The 23,185-nt window shown below is 41.2% G+C and carries 13 protein-coding genes and 3 pseudogenes; 3 read left to right on the forward strand and 13 right to left on the reverse strand.

Annotation, left to right across the window (positions count from 1 at the left end; genetic code table 11):
• Positions 1-1,040: 1,040 nt before the first annotated feature.
• The 11 genes and pseudogenes from QFZ78_RS12520 to QFZ78_RS12570 form a co-directional block, all read right to left on the reverse strand.
• On the reverse strand, positions 1,041-2,750 hold the full coding sequence (locus QFZ78_RS12520) for a M48 family metalloprotease (protein WP_307547892.1): 1,710 nt from the start codon (positions 2,748-2,750) through the stop codon (positions 1,041-1,043).
• Positions 2,751-2,780: 30 nt separating this feature from the next.
• Positions 2,781-2,948 carry a hypothetical protein gene (locus tag QFZ78_RS12525; RefSeq protein WP_307547893.1) on the reverse strand — a complete coding sequence of 56 codons (168 nt, stop codon included), beginning with the start codon at positions 2,946-2,948 and terminating at the stop codon, positions 2,781-2,783.
• Positions 2,949-3,371: 423 nt separating this feature from the next.
• The gene (locus QFZ78_RS12530) at positions 3,372-4,703 is read right to left on the reverse strand and encodes an epoxide hydrolase family protein (RefSeq protein ID WP_307547895.1); all 1,332 of its coding nucleotides are present in this window, start codon (positions 4,701-4,703) and stop codon (positions 3,372-3,374) included.
• A 292-nt stretch (positions 4,704-4,995) separates the two neighbouring features.
• Positions 4,996-5,742 carry a type I methionyl aminopeptidase gene (gene map / locus QFZ78_RS12535; RefSeq protein ID WP_307547896.1) on the reverse strand — a complete coding sequence of 249 codons (747 nt, stop codon included), beginning with the start codon at positions 5,740-5,742 and terminating at the stop codon, positions 4,996-4,998.
• A 385-nt stretch (positions 5,743-6,127) separates the two neighbouring features.
• Positions 6,128-8,179 (reverse strand): annotated as a pseudogene (locus QFZ78_RS12540) (serine hydrolase domain-containing protein).
• A 137-nt stretch (positions 8,180-8,316) separates the two neighbouring features.
• Complete coding sequence (locus QFZ78_RS12545) at positions 8,317-9,603, reverse strand: ATP-binding protein (protein ID WP_307547897.1); 1,287 nt, start codon at positions 9,601-9,603, stop codon at positions 8,317-8,319.
• Between the two features lies 1 nt (position 9,604).
• Positions 9,605-10,176: pseudogene (locus QFZ78_RS12550) on the reverse strand (LytR/AlgR family response regulator transcription factor).
• A gap of 932 nt (positions 10,177-11,108) precedes the next feature.
• A pseudogene (locus QFZ78_RS12555) lies at positions 11,109-11,310 on the reverse strand (hypothetical protein).
• Positions 11,311-13,074: 1,764 nt separating this feature from the next.
• On the reverse strand, positions 13,075-13,524 hold the full coding sequence (locus tag QFZ78_RS12560) for an alpha-L-rhamnosidase C-terminal domain-containing protein (protein ID WP_307547898.1): 450 nt from the start codon (positions 13,522-13,524) through the stop codon (positions 13,075-13,077).
• A gap of 347 nt (positions 13,525-13,871) precedes the next feature.
• Positions 13,872-15,428 (reverse strand): tetratricopeptide repeat protein, encoded by a 1,557-nt coding sequence (locus QFZ78_RS12565; RefSeq protein ID WP_307547900.1) that lies wholly within the window; start codon positions 15,426-15,428, stop codon positions 13,872-13,874.
• A 352-nt stretch (positions 15,429-15,780) separates the two neighbouring features.
• A complete protein-coding gene (locus QFZ78_RS12570; protein ID WP_307547901.1) occupies positions 15,781-16,044 on the reverse strand; it encodes a hypothetical protein in 264 nt (87 codons plus the stop codon).
• A 575-nt stretch (positions 16,045-16,619) separates the two neighbouring features.
• Between QFZ78_RS12570 and QFZ78_RS12575 the strand changes: the two genes are divergently transcribed.
• The 3 genes from QFZ78_RS12575 (at position 16,620) to QFZ78_RS12585 (ending at position 20,343) form a co-directional block, all read left to right on the forward strand.
• Positions 16,620-17,768, forward strand: a complete 1,149-nt coding sequence (locus tag QFZ78_RS12575; protein WP_307547904.1) for a HesA/MoeB/ThiF family protein — start codon at positions 16,620-16,622, stop codon at positions 17,766-17,768.
• Between the two features lie 12 nt (positions 17,769-17,780).
• Positions 17,781-19,007 carry a hypothetical protein gene (locus tag QFZ78_RS12580; RefSeq protein WP_307547905.1) on the forward strand — a complete coding sequence of 409 codons (1,227 nt, stop codon included), beginning with the start codon at positions 17,781-17,783 and terminating at the stop codon, positions 19,005-19,007.
• Positions 19,008-19,224: 217 nt separating this feature from the next.
• Positions 19,225-20,343 carry an oxygenase MpaB family protein gene (locus tag QFZ78_RS12585; RefSeq protein ID WP_307547907.1) on the forward strand — a complete coding sequence of 373 codons (1,119 nt, stop codon included), beginning with the start codon at positions 19,225-19,227 and terminating at the stop codon, positions 20,341-20,343.
• Positions 20,344-20,551: 208 nt separating this feature from the next.
• On the opposite strand, the gene QFZ78_RS12590 is transcribed toward QFZ78_RS12585, so the two are convergent.
• Positions 20,552-21,127 carry a response regulator gene (locus QFZ78_RS12590; RefSeq protein WP_307547909.1) on the reverse strand — a complete coding sequence of 192 codons (576 nt, stop codon included), beginning with the start codon at positions 21,125-21,127 and terminating at the stop codon, positions 20,552-20,554.
• A 14-nt stretch (positions 21,128-21,141) separates the two neighbouring features.
• Positions 21,142-22,605, reverse strand: a complete 1,464-nt coding sequence (locus QFZ78_RS12595) for a sensor histidine kinase (protein WP_307547911.1) — start codon at positions 22,603-22,605, stop codon at positions 21,142-21,144.
• Positions 22,606-23,185: the final 580 nt, after the last annotated feature.

Genomic DNA, 23,185 nt, shown 5'->3' on the forward strand with positions numbered 1-23,185 from the left:
TTAGCTTTATATATTTAGCTCTCGTTATCCATTGAGTTCAATAAACAATCCAACCTTTTCTTATGCTCTTGTTTTTTATGAAATACAATTTCGGATAATATAAGCGATATTGCCGATTGGGTAAGATTTTAAAAATGACAATGTGTACAAATTTGCAACGTTCAAAATAATCATAACTGTCAAATTGACGGTAATGTACACTTTTGATTTACTCATGATAGCGAAGATAGTTGATACGATAGCAGTGAGACAAGCTATTGTACCGTTCCAATACAAACTCTCTTTTTTAATCAATTGAATGGGAATTCGACTCTCGCCAAAGCCTCCCGAAAAATTTAGTTTAAAACCAGTCATGGCAAAAATCCATGTCAATATAATTGAAACTAATAGAATGACAACTGATATTGCAAATAAAATCCTATGATTTGACACCAATTCCACCTCAATTTCCCTTCTTGAAACCGATAAATAACCTCTTTTTTCTCTTGAATATAAGACGTATTTTCAACTAACTTAGTTGCGTTATTCTGCCCATTAACGTAATGAAGGCCACCGATCATACCGGCAGCCTCATTTCCTAGGTGTTCATTCAACTATAGTTCTTCGTTAGCTGAACGACGTTTTATCTGAAATGTTTTATCAACTTATCAATCGCTAAACCAACTAAATACCAAAAGCCAATAGCCAATAACACTGTTATTAATCTAAAGTTGTAATTTACGATATCATCGTATCCAAGAAAGAGCTTAATGAAAAATTCAATATTACTTACAAGATTGGCTCTTACTTGATTTACTCCCTCGCCAAGCCCATGATTAAAACTTTGGTCTATTAATACTGCCACAATAGTCAAAATTATTTGGATACCTGGCAAAAAAATTTTAATTTTAAAATCTTACTCATAACCCTCCACCAATCTCTAGGATTTCTTACCCTTTAGACGTTTTGTCCCCTATTATAGTTCCACTATCCTGCCCGTTCGTAATAAAAATGTAGAATCAACAACTGTACAACTCGATCTCGATCTTCAACTGGATTTTTCATTTAACTCCTTGGGAAAATACATAATTTTTTGGTATACTCCCCAGATCGATGCTCTTCTCCGTATCAAGATCAAATACCGCAATCTCGGTACCAACCTGTGACTCACTAGCCATTTTCCGGTACAGAACGTATCTGCCGTCTTTCGAAAGTGCATCAAGCATACCATTAATGGGAAAATGTCGGATCTTGCCATTTGAGATGTTAATGTCGAGCAATGAGTGCTCCCCACCCTCCGCAATAATCCTATCGCCAACGCTGTCAAGCAATATAACGTTTCTGCCGTACTTCGCCCCTTCAACGATTGTCCGGTCACCTGTTCCGTCCAGATGGATCAGTTTCACATTAAAAGCTCCTTCGTTCCCACGCTTAACAACCGTATCTTTATTCGTTACGTATGCGATCAACTGCCCGTTACTCACAGGCATCGCTCTGTCCGCCATATATAAATAAACTTTGTTTTCGCCGTCGCTTGGATTTATCTCTTTGGCTTTTCCCCACAGTTGAACAATCGTTTCTTGTGTAAAAAGTGATCGCTCCGTCACCCTATCATCCGCGATCAACGTAATGTTATTGATGCCGCTGTCTCGTTTAATTCGCTCTCCAGTCGCTACTGTGTCCGTATGATTGGGCAGAGGGAAGCCCATCCCTTGAATTGTAAATACGACGTCCCTTTCATTTGCAAAATAATAGGAAAACGCGCTCGGCAACTCTTTTGCTTCAGGATGGTTCCAATAATATTTATTACCATTTCTGTAAATTCTATCGACGTAACCAATTGCCGCGCCGGTATCCATCACGAAGCTATAATAGACCGAATTTGCAACTTCTTGATTTATATCGACAGTCGGTTCTTGAGCAGCACGATGCAGTAAATCCATCAGGAAAGTTTGGCTGCCGTTCTTCAACTCCAAAATCGGCGTTTCTTCTCCGCCCATCGGATAAAAGGCTGCCTTTATAATCTTGTTTTGGACAGCCTCCTCGAATGTCAATCCCAATTTATTCTTTTTGTCCTCCTCAACGTACAGCTTGTAACCGCCTATAGCATGAAAGTCCTGAACGGCAACGATCTCGCCATTCGGGTAATCTTTTATGGCGTATACAACCGTTCCAATAGGTAAAAAAGCCGCATCGCCGTCTTTCGTGGCATAATGAACATCGTTCACATTGTCTGCCACTTGAAAAGCAATTTTGCTGATTTCATCACCTAACATGCTTGGGTCTGTAAGTGCGGCTTGCCATGAATAGGTATAAGAAATACCGTTCAGCTTAAGAAAGTCCACCCAATCGATAATCGTTTTATTTTCCTGCTCTGTGGGTGGGCTTGTAATCTGGCTTGTAGCCGAACCTGTTGCCGGAATGTTTTCACAACCTGCCGTCAGCAGGAATATTGCAAGAATAGTAAATAATGCCGTTGTCCTTCCCTTATTGATGAACATCAATGGAAGACCAACAACTAAAATGTTTTTGCTTGGCGTGAAAAAACCAAATTTATAAAAGGTGGTTACGTACGCATTGTAGCTACCATCGACAACGATGTGATGAATTTTCGGTGTCTTGATTTTCTTCCTGAGTTCCTCAACCATACTTAGCAAAGGTCCCGCTTCCGCTTCCGTGACGTACAAGCCACTTGGCATCTCATTCTTAACAATCAACGATTTAATGACTAAATAACCGACTACGATATTAATTAACACCAGTTTTATCAAACCATAGGAGAATCCGTTTCGAACGATTTCCTAGACTAAAAAGCCAAACAAAGCCAGGAAAAGTGCCACAAACCATACCACGTAACCGTATCCAACGAGCAGCAAAAATTCTGTCTTTAATTTATAAAACTTAGGATTTTTAACCAATTGTTTTTCCAATTTCTCTCGAAGCAACACATGTTTCATGTCTTCGTTCATTTCTTCTCTCCTCACTATCGATTGTTCTATTTTTTCTTTTTTCCATAATTTCCTGAAAACAAACCATATAAATACGAATAGTGCAGTTTATAACATAACATATATTTTGAGGACAAAAACACAGAAAAAAAGCGCCTTTTTCAGGCGCTCGCTTTCTGAGTCCGTATTTTGCTCCGACGAGTATAACCAAACTTAACTTTACCATATTATGGGTTGAAACTGGAGGCATGCTTCCACGCTAAACTGCCCGTTACTTCAACGGACAGCGGCAGCATATCATATAGTCGGCTGCCGTCATGTCTTGATTGAACTATCGTTTCCGTTAGTTCAACGTTTCTTTGCCAATTCTATAACCGATTGAATGAATGGTGCTTTCAGAAGACACCAATTATAACGGCATGAGCGTATTCCACCTAACTCCGATTAGCGTAGCGACTTGAATGCGGCGCGGAGTTCTGCAGTGAAAAGTTCTGGCTGCTCCCACGCCGCGAAGTGTCCGCCCTTGTCGAGCTTGTTGTAATACATGAGTTTGGGATACGCCCGCTCTGCCCAACTCTTCGGTGCTTGATAGAGCTCGTCAGGAAAGACGCTCACGGCAACCGGGATGGAGACGCCCTTGACGGTGAAAAAGGGGTACTTGTTCTCCCAGTAGAGACGAGCCGAAGAAATCGCCGTGTTAGTCAGCCAGTAGAGCGTGATGTTGTCGAGGACATCGTCTCGCGTAAGGCCTCCGGGGTGTCCGGCAAAGGCCTTCGAGATCAGCTCCAGACTACGCGCGTCATGGTCAATCATAAAGGCTGCCAAACCGACGGGAGAATCCGCCAGTCCGGTCAGCGTCTGCGGGCGCGTCCCCATCAATTGGGCGTAGCCGCTGTGCTTGTAAAAGAAGTCCAGCTGCTTGTACGCGCGCTTTTCGTCATCTGAGAGACCGGAGGGCGTCGGGCTTTCGCACTTGAGCGCCTTATCAATGTAGGCCGGAACCGTGCCAGGCATGTTGGAGTGAATGCCAACCAGTCCCGGAGGCGCTTGTACAGCCATCAAATCCGTGACAAGCGCACCCCAGTCGCCTCCCTGCGCCACATACTTTGTGTATCCAAGGCGCTTCATCAGTTCTGCCCAGGCACGTGCTATGTGGTCGGGATCCCAGCCGATCGTGGTTGGCTTGCCCGAAAATCCGTAGCCAGGCATCGATGGAATCACCAGATCGAAAGCGTCCGATGCCTTCCCGCCATATGCCGTGGGATTGGTAAGCGGCTCGATAATCTTCAGCAACTCGATGATCGAGCCGGGCCATCCGTGCGTGACGATGAGCGGCATAGCACCTTTATGCTTCGAACGAACGTGAATGAAGTGAATGTCCAGACCATCGATCTCGGTGATGAACTGCGGCAGGGCGTTCAGCTTCGCCTCGATCTTGCGCCAGTCGTAATCTGTCGCCCAATAGCGCGCGAGTTCCTGAATCGTCACGAGCTGCACGCCTTGCGATTGATCCGAGACCGTTTCCTTATCAGGCCATTTTGTCGTGTTTATTCGCCTGCGCAATTCAGTAAGTTCCGCTTCCGGAACATTCACATGAAACGGACGAATGGCGTTCTTGTCTGTAGGTAGCTTGTTTATCTCCTTTTGATTAATTTTGGAATTTTGGGGATTTGCTTGCGGATTCCCGCCTTTAGCATTGGCATTAGTACCGCAGACCGTCAATCCTAGGGACAGAACTAAAATCATTGCCAAACGAAACCAGTATCTGCTGCTCATAAGTAGTAACGCTCCATTCGGAAAGTTTTTTATGGATACCCTTCCGTTAGATTCCATCCGAAGTACAATTCTTATTCCATTTTTCGGAGTAAATGCTGAAACACCCAGCAGTCTAATACTTTATTTACACAGTTTATCAAGAGATAATTTCAAAAAAATCAATAAAATAAGCCATTTGAGCATATTGGTCATGTATAATATGTCAAATAGCTTATTTTAAGGAGCTCCATCGATGTAAGCTCCTCTGCTATCGTTCTTTGTTAGCGTACTCCCCTACTTTTCTTCAGATATCCTAAGCTACCGTCACGATGATGGGTTGATTCTTTGTAATAATTATGGTGTGCTCTTGTTGTGCTGCAAAACCGCTGCTCGGTAGACATAAAGTCCACCCATCCGACTGCTCAACGACATAATCCGCGCCCGTTGACAAAAAAGGCTCAATAGTAATGACCAGACCCTCTCTCAGTACACGTTTATCGTGCTTGTTATAAACAGGAAGAATCTCTGTTGGAGCCTCATGTAAGGATTTTCCAATACCGTGACTACACAAATTCTTTATAACCTTATAACCTCCTCTTTCAGCTTCGGTTTGAATAATCCTGCCGATTTCGTTCAGTTTTACTCCATGTTTGAGTGAAGAAATAACCTTCATCATAGTATTGTGAGTATAGTTGCAGAGACGCGTTAAAGAAGAATTGTATGGAGGCATTTGAAAAGAGTGCCCCGCATCCGCAAAATAGCCTCCACGTTCAGCGGAAACATCGATGTTTATAAGATCACCCGGCAGAATTTTTCGATTTCCCGGTATTCCATGAGCAATTTCACAGTTAATGCTGATACACGTGTTGCCAGGAAAGTTTTTGGTTGTTTTTGGAGCAGATACTGCCCCACGGCTATTTAAAAATATTTCTCCGATATCATCCAATTCCTTAGTCGTCATTCCGACACGTGCATGACGTTTCATTTCACTAATTGTCAACGCAACGATTTTACCGATTTCCGTAAGACCATCAATATCTTTCTGGGAACCAATTGTCATAGAATTACCTCCTATTTTTTCACATTTATTTTATCACACTGGAAGCTTATTCCACTATCCTGCCCGTTAACGTAACGGAAATTCAATTTTAATACGGAATGTACCTCCGTCGTGAATGAGATACTGTTCTTGTCACCTGGTCGCGGTGCGGGTTCAATTTATCAAGTCGGTGATCGGACAATGTTAACCGGGTGTGCCACTTATCGTCCCCCATTATTCTATCAATAATATGTTCTGCTTCCCAAACAGCTGCTTCTTTTATATCCTTCGCACTCTTATTTGGTAATTACACCATATATTGGAATCAAGAGGAGCGAAAATTCTCCATTATGCCTTGCAACCATAAGGCTTAACTAGTTTTTTGTAGATGCGAAAGTTGAGTAGTCTATTTATTCTTTAAATTAATTTTAAATACATCCCCCTCATTACCACCAAAAACGATCATCCCACTTTCAGGAAGTAATACTGAATGATTGTTGCTTGCCTTTGAAAAGTTCACGACCATTCCCTTCGCGTCATAAACGGCAAATCCCCCACTTACCGGAGCCTCAACGTTCATGACTCGATTGGCTGATTTTCCATCAATTTTATACCATACCGCCTGACCATTGGATGGTATGATGCAAAATGAGTCGTTCCCTTCATAAATGGGTTGAATAGCATCTTCACTGATATAGGATTGTCCATCGATCTTTAAATACTCTATATGGTTCTCGTTATAGAAATTCAAATCAAAAGCATCTCTTCCGTTCATAATAGGAATATCAAATGTATTTACTGCTTTATTCTCGTCAACAATTTTAGTGCCAGATGCGTATCCATGATCAACATCAACGGATATATTCTTGTCCAAAAGCGGGGATAGATAAAAGATTGAAGTTATCTTTTCATCCAAAGCGTAGTAATGTTTCCCGTTTCTATGTTCCCATACCGTTTTAGTTGTCTGATTTAAAGGATTGGGATCTAACTTTTAATATTCATACGTTACCATAACCGCTTGACCTAATCCCGGAATATTCATATAAGAGTTAAGCTTTAAATAGGTTTTTCCATTCTTCGGTTGGTCAAAGCTTATGGTTACATTCCCATCGTTGTTTTTGAATTGTCCATTGCCCGAATATACATATTTTTGTGGCGGTATCAATCCACCGACTAGAGCGGGTAAATCAATCTCTCCGTTCTTAATCTCAAGATTTACGGTTTTACCCACGGAACCGTATAATCCAGTGTAAGAAAACAAATCCGATGGCATTTCCACTTTCAAGGAAGGTTCAAATGTTTTTTGGGGCAGGAGGTCTTTAATCATGCCTTTGGCTCTTACATATTCTAATAAAACATTAGATGCAAAAATACTATTGAAGAGGGAACTCCCTCCCGATGAAAGCACCGCTATAGAAATATCATACTCTGGTATGGTAGTCAAAGCAGCGTGATACATAGTCGTATCTCCACCTTTGGATAATGCCGTTATTCCGTAATCACTAAACGCTGCTAAACGAACGGCATCCCAACCAAGACCATAATTAAAGGTGTTGGTCTCTTCAGAAACCCACACTCCATTTCTATACTCATGACTTTGCATGGACTTTGCTGATTTCTCAGATAAAATATCCGTTCGATTCCCGATTAATACTTCAGCGAACTTACTTAATTCTTCTGCAGTTGAGTAGATGCCTCCTGCCCCAATGACATTGGCATTCTCAACGGGTAAAGCCTGGTCAATCGTAGGAAAATAAGTTTTTGCGAGCCTGTCTCGATCAAAAGGATCGAGTGGTGTTTTCGTAGAGCTTAATTGAAGAGGTTTGCTAATGTAGGTTTCAAGGAATTCGCTATAGCTTAAACCGCTCACTCGTTCAACCAAGATTTCAAGCAGCTGAAAACCATCGTTACCATATACCGAAGATTCGCCTGGGTTTGACTTTAACCTTTCTGATTGTAATCTTAGCAATAATTCATCATGATTTTTCGTATCATTGTCATCAAACAACATACTATTCCCATAGTGAGTACCGTAAAGTCCTGAAGAATGATTCATTAACATGCGTGGCGTAATCTCTTTATATCGTTCATCTGCCATTTTAAAGTCCTTGATATACGTAACTAGGGGGTTATCAATATCAATTTTATTAGAATCAGCTAGCACCATCGTTGCAGCAGATACAAACATTTTACTTACCGAGCCTATTCCAAACATAGTATCTTTGGTTATTGGATTCTTAGTAATTTTATCGTATACACCAGCGCTATCGGATAAAACAATAGATCCATGATCCATAATCGCATACTGCATTCCACTTACACCATAATTGGACACGATCTTCGAAGCCAGCGCCTGAGCCTTTTCCTTTACAGTATCATGATTCGTTTGAGCAAAAGCAGGGGTGACTGGTATGGCAAAAAGCATAGCAGTCATGAATACAGAGATCATCTTCTTCATGATGCATTCCTCCTCATAATTCTTTCTGGATTTTACTTGCTGAATTCATCATACAAGGCATGAGGCTGTTAGATGAAAAAGCACCCTGAAACGAAAAAAACAATCCCTAAACAACATGTTGTCTAAGGATTGTTCGTTTAAAATGGCAGTAGGACCATATTATGAAATACTTTTTGTTTCGTTTCAATGGTCATATGACCACCGTAATTGTAGCAGATTCTTGCAATATTGGTTAGTCCAATACCATGAAATTCCGGGTTTAGTTTCTGGCTGTGTACGTAGGCAACTTCATTCTCCATATGATTCTGGATGTGAATGAGAAGAGCTGACTCGGTAGAATGAATTTTGATAAGAATGTACCGATCCTCTGCAATTTTGACATGTTTAGAAGCTTCTATGGCGTTATCTAGCATATTTCCAATGACAACACATAAGTCATAACGGTCAATATGGATTTCTTGTGAATATAAGTTAAGCTTTGTATCTATTCTTATGCCATTCGCTTGTCCAATATTTAGCGTATTGGTGACAAGGGCATCTATAACCAGATTCCCCGTATTCACCCGTTGATAGGCTCCTTCGACTTTATTTAAGGTAGTTTGAATATGCTCCATTGCTGCTGCTAACTCTTTTCGCTTAATACACTCTTCAATATATAAAAACTGTTGATTCGTATCGTGAATAATTCTTTTAATGGATTTGAAGCTGTGAACGACCTTTTCGTAATTCGCATCCTGGTAGTCCATTTGATGCTGCATCTGAGCATTCTCATGCATGAATAGAAATTTATCAATGATATTATCAAAAATATAGATAATCATAACGTTTAAGAAAAGAAATCCAATGACGGAAATGAAATAATAGACGTTCTTTTCAATATAATAAGTGAGAATATTAAGTTGGTATATACTTATGATAGGAACAAACAAATATAATAGATAGTACCGATAATGTAAAGAGAAACTTCTGCGCTTTGCAATTAGTCGTATGATCTGAATGACAGCAAACATGATAATGCAACTGAGTAAAGTGGCCTTCGTATAGGCTATTTGTTTTTGTTCATTGATAGGATAATCGAAGTTGCTAAAGTCAACAAAATCTAGTGTATAAAAAATATAAATGGATATAAAATTCATGATAGTCATTAAAACACCGTAAAATATAGAGAAAATGATCTTTGTTTTCATTTCTACTTGATAAGATTGCGCTAAACTAAATATCAAAAGCATTGCTAAAATCGAAGATACAGTAGGAGAAATATAAACAACTAAATATAGGTAATCAAGCAGCCCAAAGATCATGAAGTAAATGAATCGATTATGCTTTTTAGTTGATTTTTCAAAAAACGAGTTGAAGAAAAAATTAATTTGAACGCCCATCACAAGTACAATGCTAAAGACAATAAGCAAATTATTTTGAATCATATCAATCGACCTTCATAATCATAAATTTGGTGTAAGTATCTTTAACCTCTTTAATTTTAGAACGGCCTATCGGTAATTCCATACCGTTGGACATTCGAACAACTCCGCTGGCAAACTTCCTCACATGAAGCAGGTTAATAATAATAGAACGATGGATTTGCAAGAAGTTACAGTCTTTTAAAGCCAAAGCATAATCTGAGATGATGCCTTTGCTATTTTCTCCTCCAAGATCGAGGGGGCAATGGGTTTTATCAAATACTGGAATGTCATGACGTCAAAACTTTCCACCATATATTCAGGGTAGCTTGTCAGAAAAATAATTTGCTCATCCAGGTTCTTTAACCCTCTTATTTTTCGGGCTGTTTGAATCCCATTCATCCCACCCATTTCAATATCCAATATTAAAACATGGAATGGAGTTTCATGGCGCTCATAATAGGATACTAACTGCTCTCCCGAGCCGAATAATTCGATTTCAAAATCTATATTTGTCTTTATCGACAAAGTAATCAGGATGCTTTTAACAAGCTCTCTTTGTTTGTCCTCATCATCGCAAATAGCCACTCTATACAAAAATGATACACCCCTCATTTCCATTACCTTTATTCTGAAACTCTATATAAGCATGAGATACAACCTTTTCTCTTTGTATAGATACCTTTTGGATGAAATGCAAATTAGAATCCCTCAAATCATTCCTTTCGTGATGAATGCTCTGCCCCATAGGTGAGCAAAGGTTGCCCGATCAAGCCGGCGGGGCTCGCTTCATTCTGGAGCCTGCAAATCGATTTAGTATATTTAATCAATTGATGGTTATATTAAATTTGTTCATAATTCCCTTTAAGGAGCAGTGGCATTTTTGGTTATCTTAAGTGGCAATCAAAAAGACGAACCATTACATTAGCTTGAAGTAAGTGAATGCGATACAATTTTGATTAATAACGGTGTTGTACCTTTCCCTGCTTTTTCAGAAAGACCTGAAACTAAACTAGAAGATATTCCTATTGGAGCTAGGTTTTCATATCGCCGACGGATAATATTAGATGATCATAGGTAAATGTACGATGATTAAGGTTAACTTCGTTATATATCGCACTAACGAATAAATAGAAAGCGCATGCTACCTCAGTGTTTTTCCACTATAACACATGCGCTTTCTTTTCTTTTTATGGAATAAGATTGATTACCATAAATCGTTATAATTAACACTTGGGTTTATTTTAATAATAACTTCATATATTAATTGCTTTGTTGTAGCCTTCGGACGAGTAATATTCTTATTATTAATATTTGAGAGTCTGGATACAGTCTTTCTATCTAACTTCGTAGAATAAACAAGCCAATCCTGAGTTAAATGGTTTTCATCAAGCCATTTTCCTAATTTTGATCTGTTCTTATAAAGACCATTCATTTTTTATAAACTCCACTTCACAATAAGATTTAATTAGTGCCGAAGTGTTAAATTATTTATAAATACCCAAATGTTACATTACGAATTGTAAAGTTTACATAGATAAAGCACGTTGAGCATTCTGTACATCATTTGCTAATAATTGATCTAAATTGTAGGAGGGGTAGTAACTACGTTGCAGCATGAAATTAAATACATTTGCGTGCAATTGAATGGCTGCAACCATTTGTTTGGAACGCTACTAGTTCATGCATATCTAGCGTTTCATGCCAAGCCAGATGCGTATATTTGCTCATTTTTTTTAAAATCCTCCCATAAATTCAAAGGTGAATACAACTGTAATAGTATATTCGCCTACTCAACATTCGTTACAGATTATTCTTTTATCTGCATTGTTCTTAAGTGTTGATTCTTATCGAGGTGATAAATTCAGGCGCTTTCGTAATACATTACTTAATACATTTAATTTTACTACAATACTGTTTCAATCCATCCCAATTGCCCCATATGCATCCTCGGCACTTCTTAGGTTGCCTAGGTTTTATTTCAATGCTCATATATACCCCCTAGTGTGATTCCAACTTACAACAAATGTTAAGTTAACCGATAATTTCATAAATATACCCTGATGAAAATAGATCTCAAGGAACGATTTCAACTGAACTCCGTTAACGAAATTTCCTTAACCTTATCAACAGACCCATTATTCAGGCAAACGTAATGCTTGTGCTGGTGTTAGGATTTTCCGGGCCACTAATGGTACATATTAATCAATAATTTAGAAAGGAGGTCATTACCCAAATGGATAATGTTCGAAGTATTGATAGAAACTAAGGAAAATTACTTCAGGAGATACTGGAGGTGATAACGTATGCTTAAACCAAAAAATAAGAAACAAAACATCCAATCTAATTCAGAAATTTATGAAAAGTTATTGACTCAAAAAATTCCAAAAGACAAACAGCAAGAAATGAACAATAATTAATCAATCAAGTTGAGGAAGCGACTTTTCTTCTCTCCTACTCCCAAAACGCAAATTCGTAGGTATTCTATGGATCATCTTTTGAAAGTGCTCTGATTTGCAATACTTTATCTTAGGTAACTATAGATTCAGACGAAAAGAAAAGACTGGATTGTTAAAACTAACTTTCCAGTCTTTTGATTTATGATAATTATGATTATTGTGGATAAACTGCAAGTCATCCATAAGATGAACAATTATTGTCTACTGAAAAATTTGATATTATTTAGGTGAAGTTGTTCATTTTGGTCTTTTAATATATCGCAAAATCACTTTAATATCCTAACCTTTCAATGATTGAAGCCATTCTGAATAACAATAGCTACATAAAACCTCTATTTTCTCTTCGAGTCCATTTTTCTGATAAAGCGTGATGCTATGGGCTACGTCAGCCTTTACCTCACAATGATAGCATTTAGACAAAAAAAACACCTCATATCTAATAGTTTGTTTATCCCCCACCATCAACTAAAAAACATGGAGAACAAATACAATAACTAATAATAAGAAGACGATGGATATTAAGTCTGATATCGATAAATACTCTTCATGAAGATCGGCATGCAATGACTCCTTTCTTTTTAGATACTAATATCTTCTTTGCTATTGTTCATCAACAAGGATGTTTTTAGTCTCAGAATTATAGCCATCAAACTACTAATATTTATCTATAATGAGAAAAAAATACCTTCGAAAGGACTGGGAATCATGAGAAATATATAATAAAACATAAAAAGACCTCACTTATTAAAGTGAGGTCAGCTTGCTTGGCAACGTTCAGTGATATTCCAGAATTAATTAGAAAACGGAGCCCGAAAACCCGCGTCGCTCCGTTTTTGTTGTTTCAAAATTCATTGGAATTTATTGGTTTTCAGATCAAAAAAGGCTGTTTGTTACAGAATTCGTTAGAAAAAAAATTTAGCCTTTTTACAGCATATGCATAAAATACTAGCAAATATGACTATCCTTTCTCCCGTTTAGCCGCACACCTTCTCCTGCCACATTAGGTAATTGGTAGGCTAATGTCGCCTTTCGTAGATCAAATCACATACTTTATCCCTTCCGGCGCCTCGACTTTGAGATCGATGCTTCCATCCTCTACCTTTTCCCAGCTAACTTTGACGATCCCTTTCGGGGTTATCACTTCGCCTTTCGCCCATGATAAATAGCCCGGAGTTGGACTTACCTTGACGCTCGAGTAGCCCGGTTCTGCCGGCTGCACACCCAGAACGATTGCCGGAAGTTCATACAGAATTAAAGAGCCCCAGGCATGACAGTCGCTTCGTTCGGTTACGTCATCCTCTACACAGGTCGTCAACTTTTTCACCAGCATCTGTCTCCAAAGCGTCCACAGCTCGTCCGTTTTGTGATAGAGACCTACCTTCTCCACCGCGCGGAAAAGGTAGTAGGCCATCGCAACTGAACATTGGGCCAAGGTTTCATCCGTCATGGCCAGTTCCATTAATTCCGTCGCTTTCGTTCCGCTCACGACATCCCATCCGATACAAAAGAGAGTCGAAGATTACAGGCCCTGGCTGAACAATATCATTCCGACCCTGAGGGCTACACACGAGCAAAAACTGCCTTTATTCAACGAGTTGATGACCTGGCTCGAACAGAACGTGGACTCCCTCTTCAAAATGTATGGGACTAGTTATGTTAGATAGACTTATCCTCTATTATTCAATTCCACTAAACTGACCGTTCTATATGATACGGTTCTCCGAATCGTTCTAACAGCGATATAAAGGCTCCCCTAGGTTTTATTGACTTGCATCCAAAAAGAAGACAGCCTTGGACGAGAAGGTGACCGCTGCCGTTTTATGATTGAACTTATTAATGCAACTCAAATTGGCTTATCAACGCCAATGCCTCTTCATGATCAGGCTCAAGTTCTAATAATTTTCGTATATAACTCATTGCATCTTCGACTAACTCTAACTCGAAACAACAAATGGCTAGACAATAAAATACGGTTGATACGACCTCATCTTGTTCTTGATGAATCGATATTTCCAAATACCATTTGGAATGTTCGTACATGTCCATCTCAAACAGTATCAATCCCGCATCGAGCGCTAGATCATAACGCTGCTCCATGACGTAGTACGATGACCACATCAACTGTATGCCTCTCAACATGTCCTGCTTCTCTTCATCGTTTGCATCTGGCAACAAATTGGAGATCTGCTTCGTGCTATGAATGAAAAATTCTGCATCATATCCACCCAAACGCCAAAAACTTAATATTTGCTGTAGTCCCATGCTATCTTGATTGCAATCTACCCAACTCTTCATACTAAAAAATTCGTCCGGACCAAAGCGTTCAATACATCGACGATAAGCTAATCTCATATTTGGATAAACCATTGGTTTATCCAAATTGAGAATACAGCCAACATTTATATTTTTATAATGATGTGGGGGGAATAACGCCGCGGCTCCTCTTTGTTCAAAGACATGCTGAATCGCATGGTAGTTAGCCGTTAAAGAAAAACTTCCATGTAAGATCAACTCAGGCGGTTCTGCGAATTTCCAGTTATCCAGTAAGTGATCTCCTTTGTCTGCTGTTATCAATAGGAATCCTGCCTGAGATAACAGATTCAAACGCTCTAAACAAGTTATTCCAGCTGCAGGAAATAAAATATGCGAGTCTTCTAGTTGTTCCTGATAAATGGAAATGACATCACGGTAAGGATAGGTTTCTTGTTCGTACTCATGCGCCCTTCGATGCTCATAGTTTAAAGTTATTTGATTTAACCACTCTGATGGTTTAAGTGAATCATTATGTTCGGAATATTCGACATAAACATCTGCTTCATAAATTTGCCCATCACCAACATAAATCAACTCTTGTGGAATGCTATCAAAAAAGTAGTTGGCAACAATGATTAATGGTTGTTTTAAATCTCCTTCACTAATGGTTGTGCCAGATACAACGAGGTTCAAGACGGTATCATTGACAGCATCAAATCGCGCAAAATCCAGTATTCCCTCGGCAATAAAAGATTGTAGAGCGGGATGTTCCTTCCAAGCCATAACATTGTTCGTCGCCAAATCCGTCATAATATAACGGAACCCAGGCAGTGATATCCCCGCGTAGTCTCTCAACTGACACAACTCATGCAGCACATGGTAAGCAAGACGTCCCGCTCCTGCTCCAAGTTCCACAATGAAAACAGGCTCTGAACGATATTCACTATTCGCCCGATCTTGAAGAAACCCAAAGATCATTTCTGCATATGCCGTAGCAATCATTGGATTACTCGTTATATATTGAGGAACTTGATCATTGTTCCAGGCCTTCGTTCCTTCTTCTTCATAATATTTTCGTTGGATATTCCATATAGGCGCTTCACTGAAGCGGTAACGTTGTTTATTATTACCTGTCATTAATACGATCCTGCTCTCTGGAAGTTATTCAATTATCTATTACTTCTCACGGTGTTATTATATTTGTAAATTAGCACCTAATTGTAATAAAGTTCACTACACTTGATCTTAAACTATCCTGCCAGTTTAGCACAACATGCCACCGAGTTTGTCAGCGGCAGCCTGCTTGATCTTTGTTATGGAGCTATCGTTCTGCGTTAGCGTAACTCACACTCGTGAATTTTCTTTCATTCGTCTTTTGATTGATTTTCAAATAACTGCTTGAGCATGTTGTCTTTGTTATTTAGAAACTGCCTCATAATCACGTAATGATCGGTTTCCTCCAAAGACCTGATTTCAATTCCATCTGGTTTCAAATTATATAGCCAAGAGGATTTTGCAATGGACGATAAAATATCCCTTTGGTATGAACGATCTGACTGGCGAGCGTCGCTCCTGTATATCCATATTCTGATTTAGTGAACAACGGCATGGGACCCAATACATCAAGAAACTCATCTTTAGGCGTCATCCTACCGATCTCATGAAAATCAATATGCACCCATTGATCACCAAGCCAGTTTGTATGAATTTTCACCCATTTCTGTTCATTGGGAAAAGGTTTGTACCAATCCATTTCTGCTTCCACAGTTTGAACATCTTGCGGAGTCAAAGATGCCCATGATATTTGTTTTCGGTAGGCTTGGGGACCGCTCATCTGCAAAAACGAATTGAGAAAAAGTAGCGCTCCATATGACTCCGCTAATTAATGCCAACTTATATTTCATCTTTTGTCGCCTCCATTTTCATTCCAATTAACTTCTAACAAATAACCCCAAATGTATAGACGTTGTTAATGTAACATAAATTGCGTAAAGCTCCGACCTCGTTATTACTTAGGACACGATTGATTGCAGAGGAGTTGCCAAACGGCAGCTGTTTTTTGTTTGACTCAACTTTCCTTAGGGTGAAGAAAAATCAACCTCCTCAAGTTGTCAAATATGTATTAAAGTAACAGTATCAAATAAGGGAGGTGATAATATGACGATCGAAATCCGTGAAGTGGAAGACCTGACTCCGACTATGTATAAAGCAGATGGCCTTGATACACCGTGGGACGGTATCTCCACGATTTAATGATTTAGCCTTACGCAAGAAGGTCGTACATCAAAGTACGGCCTTTTCCATTCTTTTGACTGAGGTGAGCTATACATGAGACCTAAATTAAAGGATTTTTATCGAAATCATATGCAAGCAGCCGATCAGGTGATACGGATTCAAACGGATCTAGTTCGTCTCGAGATTCCCGATCCGAATGGAATCATTTATAGATTTATGAATCAATTAACGGGTCTGTACACGATAGAAGAGCTTGCCGAGCTGTGCAATCTCACAGAGGAAGATGTGAAACGAGGGGTTTCCATGCTGCATAACCATAAGCTGCTTGAAAGCGATGCAACGGACACGTATGGATTGACTCAACGGGAGCTGCAGCGTTACCGGAACAATTTCACCTTTTATTCCGTGCACGAATCGATGCTCGAAAACCGCTACTTGTTCCAGGAAAGGTTGAAGCATAGCTCCGTAGCCATTCTCGGCTTGGGCGGAGGTGGGTTGTTGGCTACTTGGTTAGCTGCGATGGGAGTAGGCAAAATCGTTGGCGTAGATCATGATCGCGTAGAATTGAACAATTTAAATAGGCAGATTCTTTTTACGGAAGACGATATTGGTAAGCACAAGACTGATGTGATACGCGAACGCCTCCAAGCCATGAATCGCGACATTGACGTTCAGCTTGTGAATCGGCAAATCGATAGTGCTCATTCCGTGAAGGACATAATAAAAGACGTGGATGTTGTCGTGTGCGTGATCGATACTCCTCCTGTGCAAGCATCAAGATACGTTAACTCCGCATGCATTCAATATCGCAAGCCTGTTTTTCATGCCGGACTTCGCCATGGCAGCGGGTTTATGTACCGGGTTGTCCCCTTCGAAACAGGATGTACGGATTGCTTGTGTATGCAGTCCATTCGCCGCAACTCCAAAGTATTCGACACGATAAAATCCATTTCAAACGGTGAACTGGATAGTCATTTATTCTTGAATCCGTCCTTTGCTCCCAACGTATCGCTTCTAACCTCGGTGCTGGCCTCGGAAATAGCCAAATATATAACGAAGTATTCACCCATGTTTCCTTTACCCTACACGAAAATAAACCTGCAGGATATGAGGTTGACCCATGAAGAGATAAGCCGAATAGAGGACTGCCCCAGCTGCGGGAGGAGTCGAGTTATTGGAGCGGAACCAGTACCTTTAGATGCCTTGGTAACACTCGGAACGGAAAAAATGACCGTAAAATGAGGGTAGACGAATATGAACCATGAAATTCATTCGGAATCCAGAGCAGTTCTGGCGCATCTGACCATACAACAAGAAGGCCAGGAATACACAATTGGCGATCCCCTTATTCCTAAGTTTATTAGAGTGCCGGAGCCTGCGGTTCTCGTCATTGAATTAGCGGACGGCAAACGGACACTTCATGATATTAAAGAGTTGATCCAGCAGGAAAAGGGAATCGATGTGAATGTTGTGGATTTTGTTACAAAGCTACTGGCGCTTGGACTAGTTTTCAGCATCGATGGGAGGAAAATTGTAGATTACGATACCATTCAGGCGCCTCGGCAGGAGTCCTGGCAGGTAAAGGTAGGCCGTATTTTGTTTCATAAGTGGATGGCCAGATTATACATGATGAATGTAGTTGTCATTATCTTGCTTTACGCATTTAACCCGTCGCTTTTACCGCACTTCCGGGACGCTTTTTTACTGAATGGAATTGGAGCAAATGCATTGCTAATCTTTGTAATCAGTAGTATACAAATCGTCATTCATGAATGCGGACACTTCTTCGCCGCCGTTAGCAGGGGAGTCAAAACCAACATTCGATTTAGTATTCGTTATGTGTTCGTAGCAGTGGAAACTCAAATGACGGGGTTATGGGCGCACCCGAAGAAAAAACGATATTTACCTTATCTTGCTGGAATGGCCTGGGATTGTACACTGCTGCTTATTTGTCTGCTAGTACAATTGTCTGCGATTGAGAGTACTTTCGTCTTTGAGTTATCCCGGCTGATCGCACTCGCTCTATTCTTTTCAGTCCTTTCCCAGTTTTTGTTCTTTTTGAGGACGGATGTTTATTATGTGGTAGTTAATTGGACTAATTCTGCGAACCTCCATCAATCAAGTAAGACCTTTCTGAGATCCAGGGTCCCATATAAAAGAGAAGAGAGTAAAGGGCAGTGGGAGAGGATGCCTTCGGGTGAAAAGAGAGCAGCAAAGGTGTTTTCCTTTTTTTACATTTTTGGAATCGCGACGCTCACATTCATACTTATTGCGTTTACAATTCCGGCCTCCGTTACGGGACTTTCTATGGCTTTTCATCAGGTTGCCGATTTTGCCTTTGACTCGGTTTCGTTCTGGGACGGCGCGATCATTTTATTACTAATGCTGCTTCGATTATCGCTGTATGTCATAGGCGCAAAAAATGTTTTCCGTAACCGCAAGATCCGAAAGAGAGAGTTGAAAGCTATAGGAGTAAGATGAGGAACTGCGTACTTGGTTGAAAACCAGGTATGCTGTTTCTTGCGTCCGAATCCATTTTGGGATTAAGCTCACTCAATTGCAAACATACTCCATGCATTTTTGGGCAGGGGAGGGGGATAAAAGGTCAACCTCCACAATACATACACTGACTCCTATAATACTAATAAAGGCATTACCAGATACATGAACAATTATAAGAATGGAAGGATGATCTGACTTGCTTGCTCTTGATCAAATATTAGAAAAGTCACGTGCGGAGGGGGATCCGGTGCCCGATCAAATCGTCGCGGAGCTAATTCATACCGGTCAGATGGATGCTGTTAATCAACTTTTGCGAAATCTGGTACATAATGATCAGGCAATCCCCCCTACGCTCCCCGACAACATCGAAGATTGGCTGCGAAACAACGCATCGCTTCCGGATTGGGTAGATTTGGGGCGAATAGACCGCGCATCGGATTTTTTTATGAAAAACGGGGTCGCCATCTCTCTCATCCTGGCAACTGCGGCCCTGGTTCAATGTTATGCAGGTATAAAGGGTGTTAAGACACTAACATATACTTACCGATTGGGTCAAAATCCTTATCAACGCATTGCCGAAACCGGGCAATTCGTGATTCTGGCCATCTCCCCGGGCGGACTTACTGCTGGCGGGAAAGGAATTAAGGCCATTCATAAGGTCCGGTTTATCCATGCCGCCGTCCGTCACTTAATAAGTCGTACCGGCAAATGGGCTGAACACGAGCTTGGGGAACCGATCTGTCAGGAAGACCTTCTTGGTACGCTTATGAGCTTTTCCTATGTCGTCATCCATTCCTTAAGGATGCTTGGTATCCATGTATCCATGCAGGAAGCTGAGGATTATATTTATTTTTGGCGGGTTGTCGGCGAGGAACTGGGAATCCGCCCCGATATTATCCCTGAAACGATGGCTGAGGCGCAAGCAGTCACCGAATCGATTGCACGTAGACATCACGGGCCGTCACGGGAAGGCGTTCATATGACAAAAGCTCTTATCGACATGCACGTGAACTTGATTCCGGGAGAACGATTTGATGGTATTATTCCTGCCCTTATCCGTCATCTGGTAGGTGATCAGATAGCGGATTGGATGGAAGTTCCGAAGACCAATTGGGGTTTCGTGATGAAGAAAAACTTCCTCCTAACAGGAATTCTTGAATCATCGGTTATCAACAAGCTCGGAATGTCTCTCCTGAATAAAGAGGTTTTCAACATCTCAGGCTACAACCGCGCTCCTTTCGAAATCCCTACTCAGCTGCGGGAGGCTTGGCAGCTTCAAGCATTGCACCTTGGCACGCATGGAGGCATCGCATAGCGGGGCCTCCCCGTATCTTTGAACTGGAGGCAGGGGGTTGTTTATAACAAATCGATGATAGCTAGTGGTCAAGGCAGATAGCAATAATTCCTCTATTTTGCACGTGAAATTGCAGCAAATCCTTTTTGCCATCAGCGGGTGCCTTGAACTCAAAATAACTAGAACTTAGAACTAATGCAACGATCTTGTATATGGTTAGGATCATGAATCATTTCAGCAGCTTATTCCGTATGCTCCTAATTTGCGTCTTGATCGTGTTCAGAGACTTGTTCAGTATTTTCGACATCTCGGTCCGGCTATAACCACGCTGTCTGAGCTCATGAATTTCCCGTTCCGAGGAAGTGAGCTGCATTAACCGAATTTCCTCCCGCATCGTGACGGCGGCATCCGGATGGATGGAAGATTCTCCGTTGTACGCCTCACGGATCGCTCGCACGATATCCTGGAAATTCGATTTGCTGATATAGTTGACCGCCCCGTTCTGGAATGCCTTCACAATGATTTCTTTTTCCGTCAATGAAGTTAACATGATGATCTTCACTTCAAATTGCTTCGCCAGCATCAACTCTTTGGTTGTGTCTAAACCGTCCAAATTATTATGAGTCAAGTTAATATCCATAAGCACAACATCCATCTCTATTGACGCCGCCGCTTCCAGAGCCTCCTGTCCGGTTGCTGCCGCTTTGACGATTTCGATGTCAGCTTCCTTGCCCAAATCCTCCGCCATCCGTTCCCTCCAGAACGGATCATCCTCCACCAGCATGACACGTATGTTCTGTACCATCCGTTCCCTTCCTCTCATTGAACGCCGGCCTGTATCGGGGCGGAGCGCTTTGCTGCGGTTATCAGGCGCACCCGTTTGGACGGAAAACGAAGCTCCATCCAGGTCCCTTGTCCCGGATTCGATTCCACCAGGCGAATGCCGCCTCCATGCTTCTGCATCACCGCGTAACAATAGTTGAGACCGAGACCGTAGTTCGAGGTTCCTTTTTTTGTCGTAAAAAAAGGATCGAACAACTTCGCTGCGTTTTCTTTCGAAATACCCGTTCCGTTGTCTTTCACCCAGACGAGTACTTCTTTCTTTTCATTCAAGACCGTTACAGTTATTTGGCCTTTGCCCGGTTCAAGAGCATCCATCGCATTGATGAGCAAGTTGCTGAGCACTTCCCGGATATGGGTGGCATCACACGATAGGATCGGGTCGATCTGCACATAACTCGCGATTTGGACCCGTTTATTCTGAAACATCGGTTCCAGTGTCTGAATACTGAACTCCAGTAAGCCCGCCAGCCGGTGTTCCTGCTCTAGCAAGACGATCTCGTCAGTCCTTTTTTTGAATTGGTTGACCATATTCAGAATATGCTCGGCCACCCGGTCCAAATTTTCGAGATTGTGAAGTGTCTCATCCTTGTCATTGCTGACCACGGCACCCCGCATACGACTGCTCAAATAGTTGATCTTCTGCACTTCGTTCTTGATCGTATGGTTCAGAATGAGGGCGCCTTGGGTTAAATTTTTCATGGAATAATCGATCTTTTGTTTTTCAATTCTCAACTTGATCCCCATAAACCCATATTTCATGGAGTAGAAAATAAACATGGACACAAATGCCAGAGCGATTAGGAAATTAAACTGCCACATGTTGTTGCTCTTGATCTGCAATCCATCCCGGATGATGAGGAAATGGTCGATCCCGTAATAATCCGTCGCATACAAAAAACTAATACACACCAAAAGGGCAGCCGAGGTGCGAAAGCTGTTTTTCCTATGAAAAGGGCTCCTCTCGGTTATATAACGCAGCCAATAAATAGCCAACCCTGCCGCAAAATAAATTCCGGACATGAACCTGAACAGTGGATGGCCGAGCTGCAATTCAGGATATAAGGGCGGTGTGGTTGCCAAATATATGAGAATCGGCAGCGGCACGAGCAGGCTAAACAGGAGGAGCGTTCTCCGTTGAAAAAGTCTGGTGAACACAAGCGCACACATTAGCAAAAGGTAAGGTAAAAAATGATATTCCAGTCCCCAAGCAACCATCGTAAATAGCCTGACTGCTTCAATCGCTTCCATTGTGAACGAAGACGACGAGCGCATCCAGGGTAAGAGCAGAACATTCAGAACAACAGAAAAGCTGGCAAAGCCGGTAACAAATAACAACGTGCTAAACCAGCGGACATGCGCATGCTTCGGATTATTCACCAGCATGATCGTTCCAAGCGTCCACAATGACATGAATATGGGAAAGTATAAAATTACCATCATAAGCCTCCAACCATACCGGGGTGATAAAAGTTCAACCTTTTGCAAAGGCGCAGCTTATCTTATACTGAAGTCACAGCGAGGCCGTAAAGCCATATGCTAAAAAAATAAGTAGAATCGGAAGCATGATCTATGATGAACTAGATGAACAGAGGCGGCAACTACATGGCTTCCAATATAGCCGGCTCCGCTGTAACCAATACTGCCATTTACAAAATCCTCCATTTCGTCGATTAATGAACCGAGTGATCACTCCCGCCCCTGCAAAAGGGTTATGATTATTAGCTGCTAACGCCTGCAGGCGGGGTGCCGCCAACCGATGCCAGTGAAACAACCACAGCCAGTAAAGCTCCCAACATCCATTTCAGTCCTTTGTTCTTTTTCTTCATCGATAAACCCTCTGTAAACTGAATTACTTACTTCATCCATCTTACAGCATAAGCAGCCGGGTTTCATGAGATGCGGCCGGGAAAAAATCGGGAAGATTATGGGATATCTCGGGAATGGAACTGGGAATCTACTGTTGACAAACAAAAAAACTCCTCCTAAGCCGAATAGAACGATATTATCGAACATTTCTTCA

It is taken from the genome of Paenibacillus sp. V4I5, assembly GCF_030817255.1.
Taxonomy (GTDB): Bacteria; Bacillota; Bacilli; order Paenibacillales; family NBRC-103111; genus Paenibacillus_E.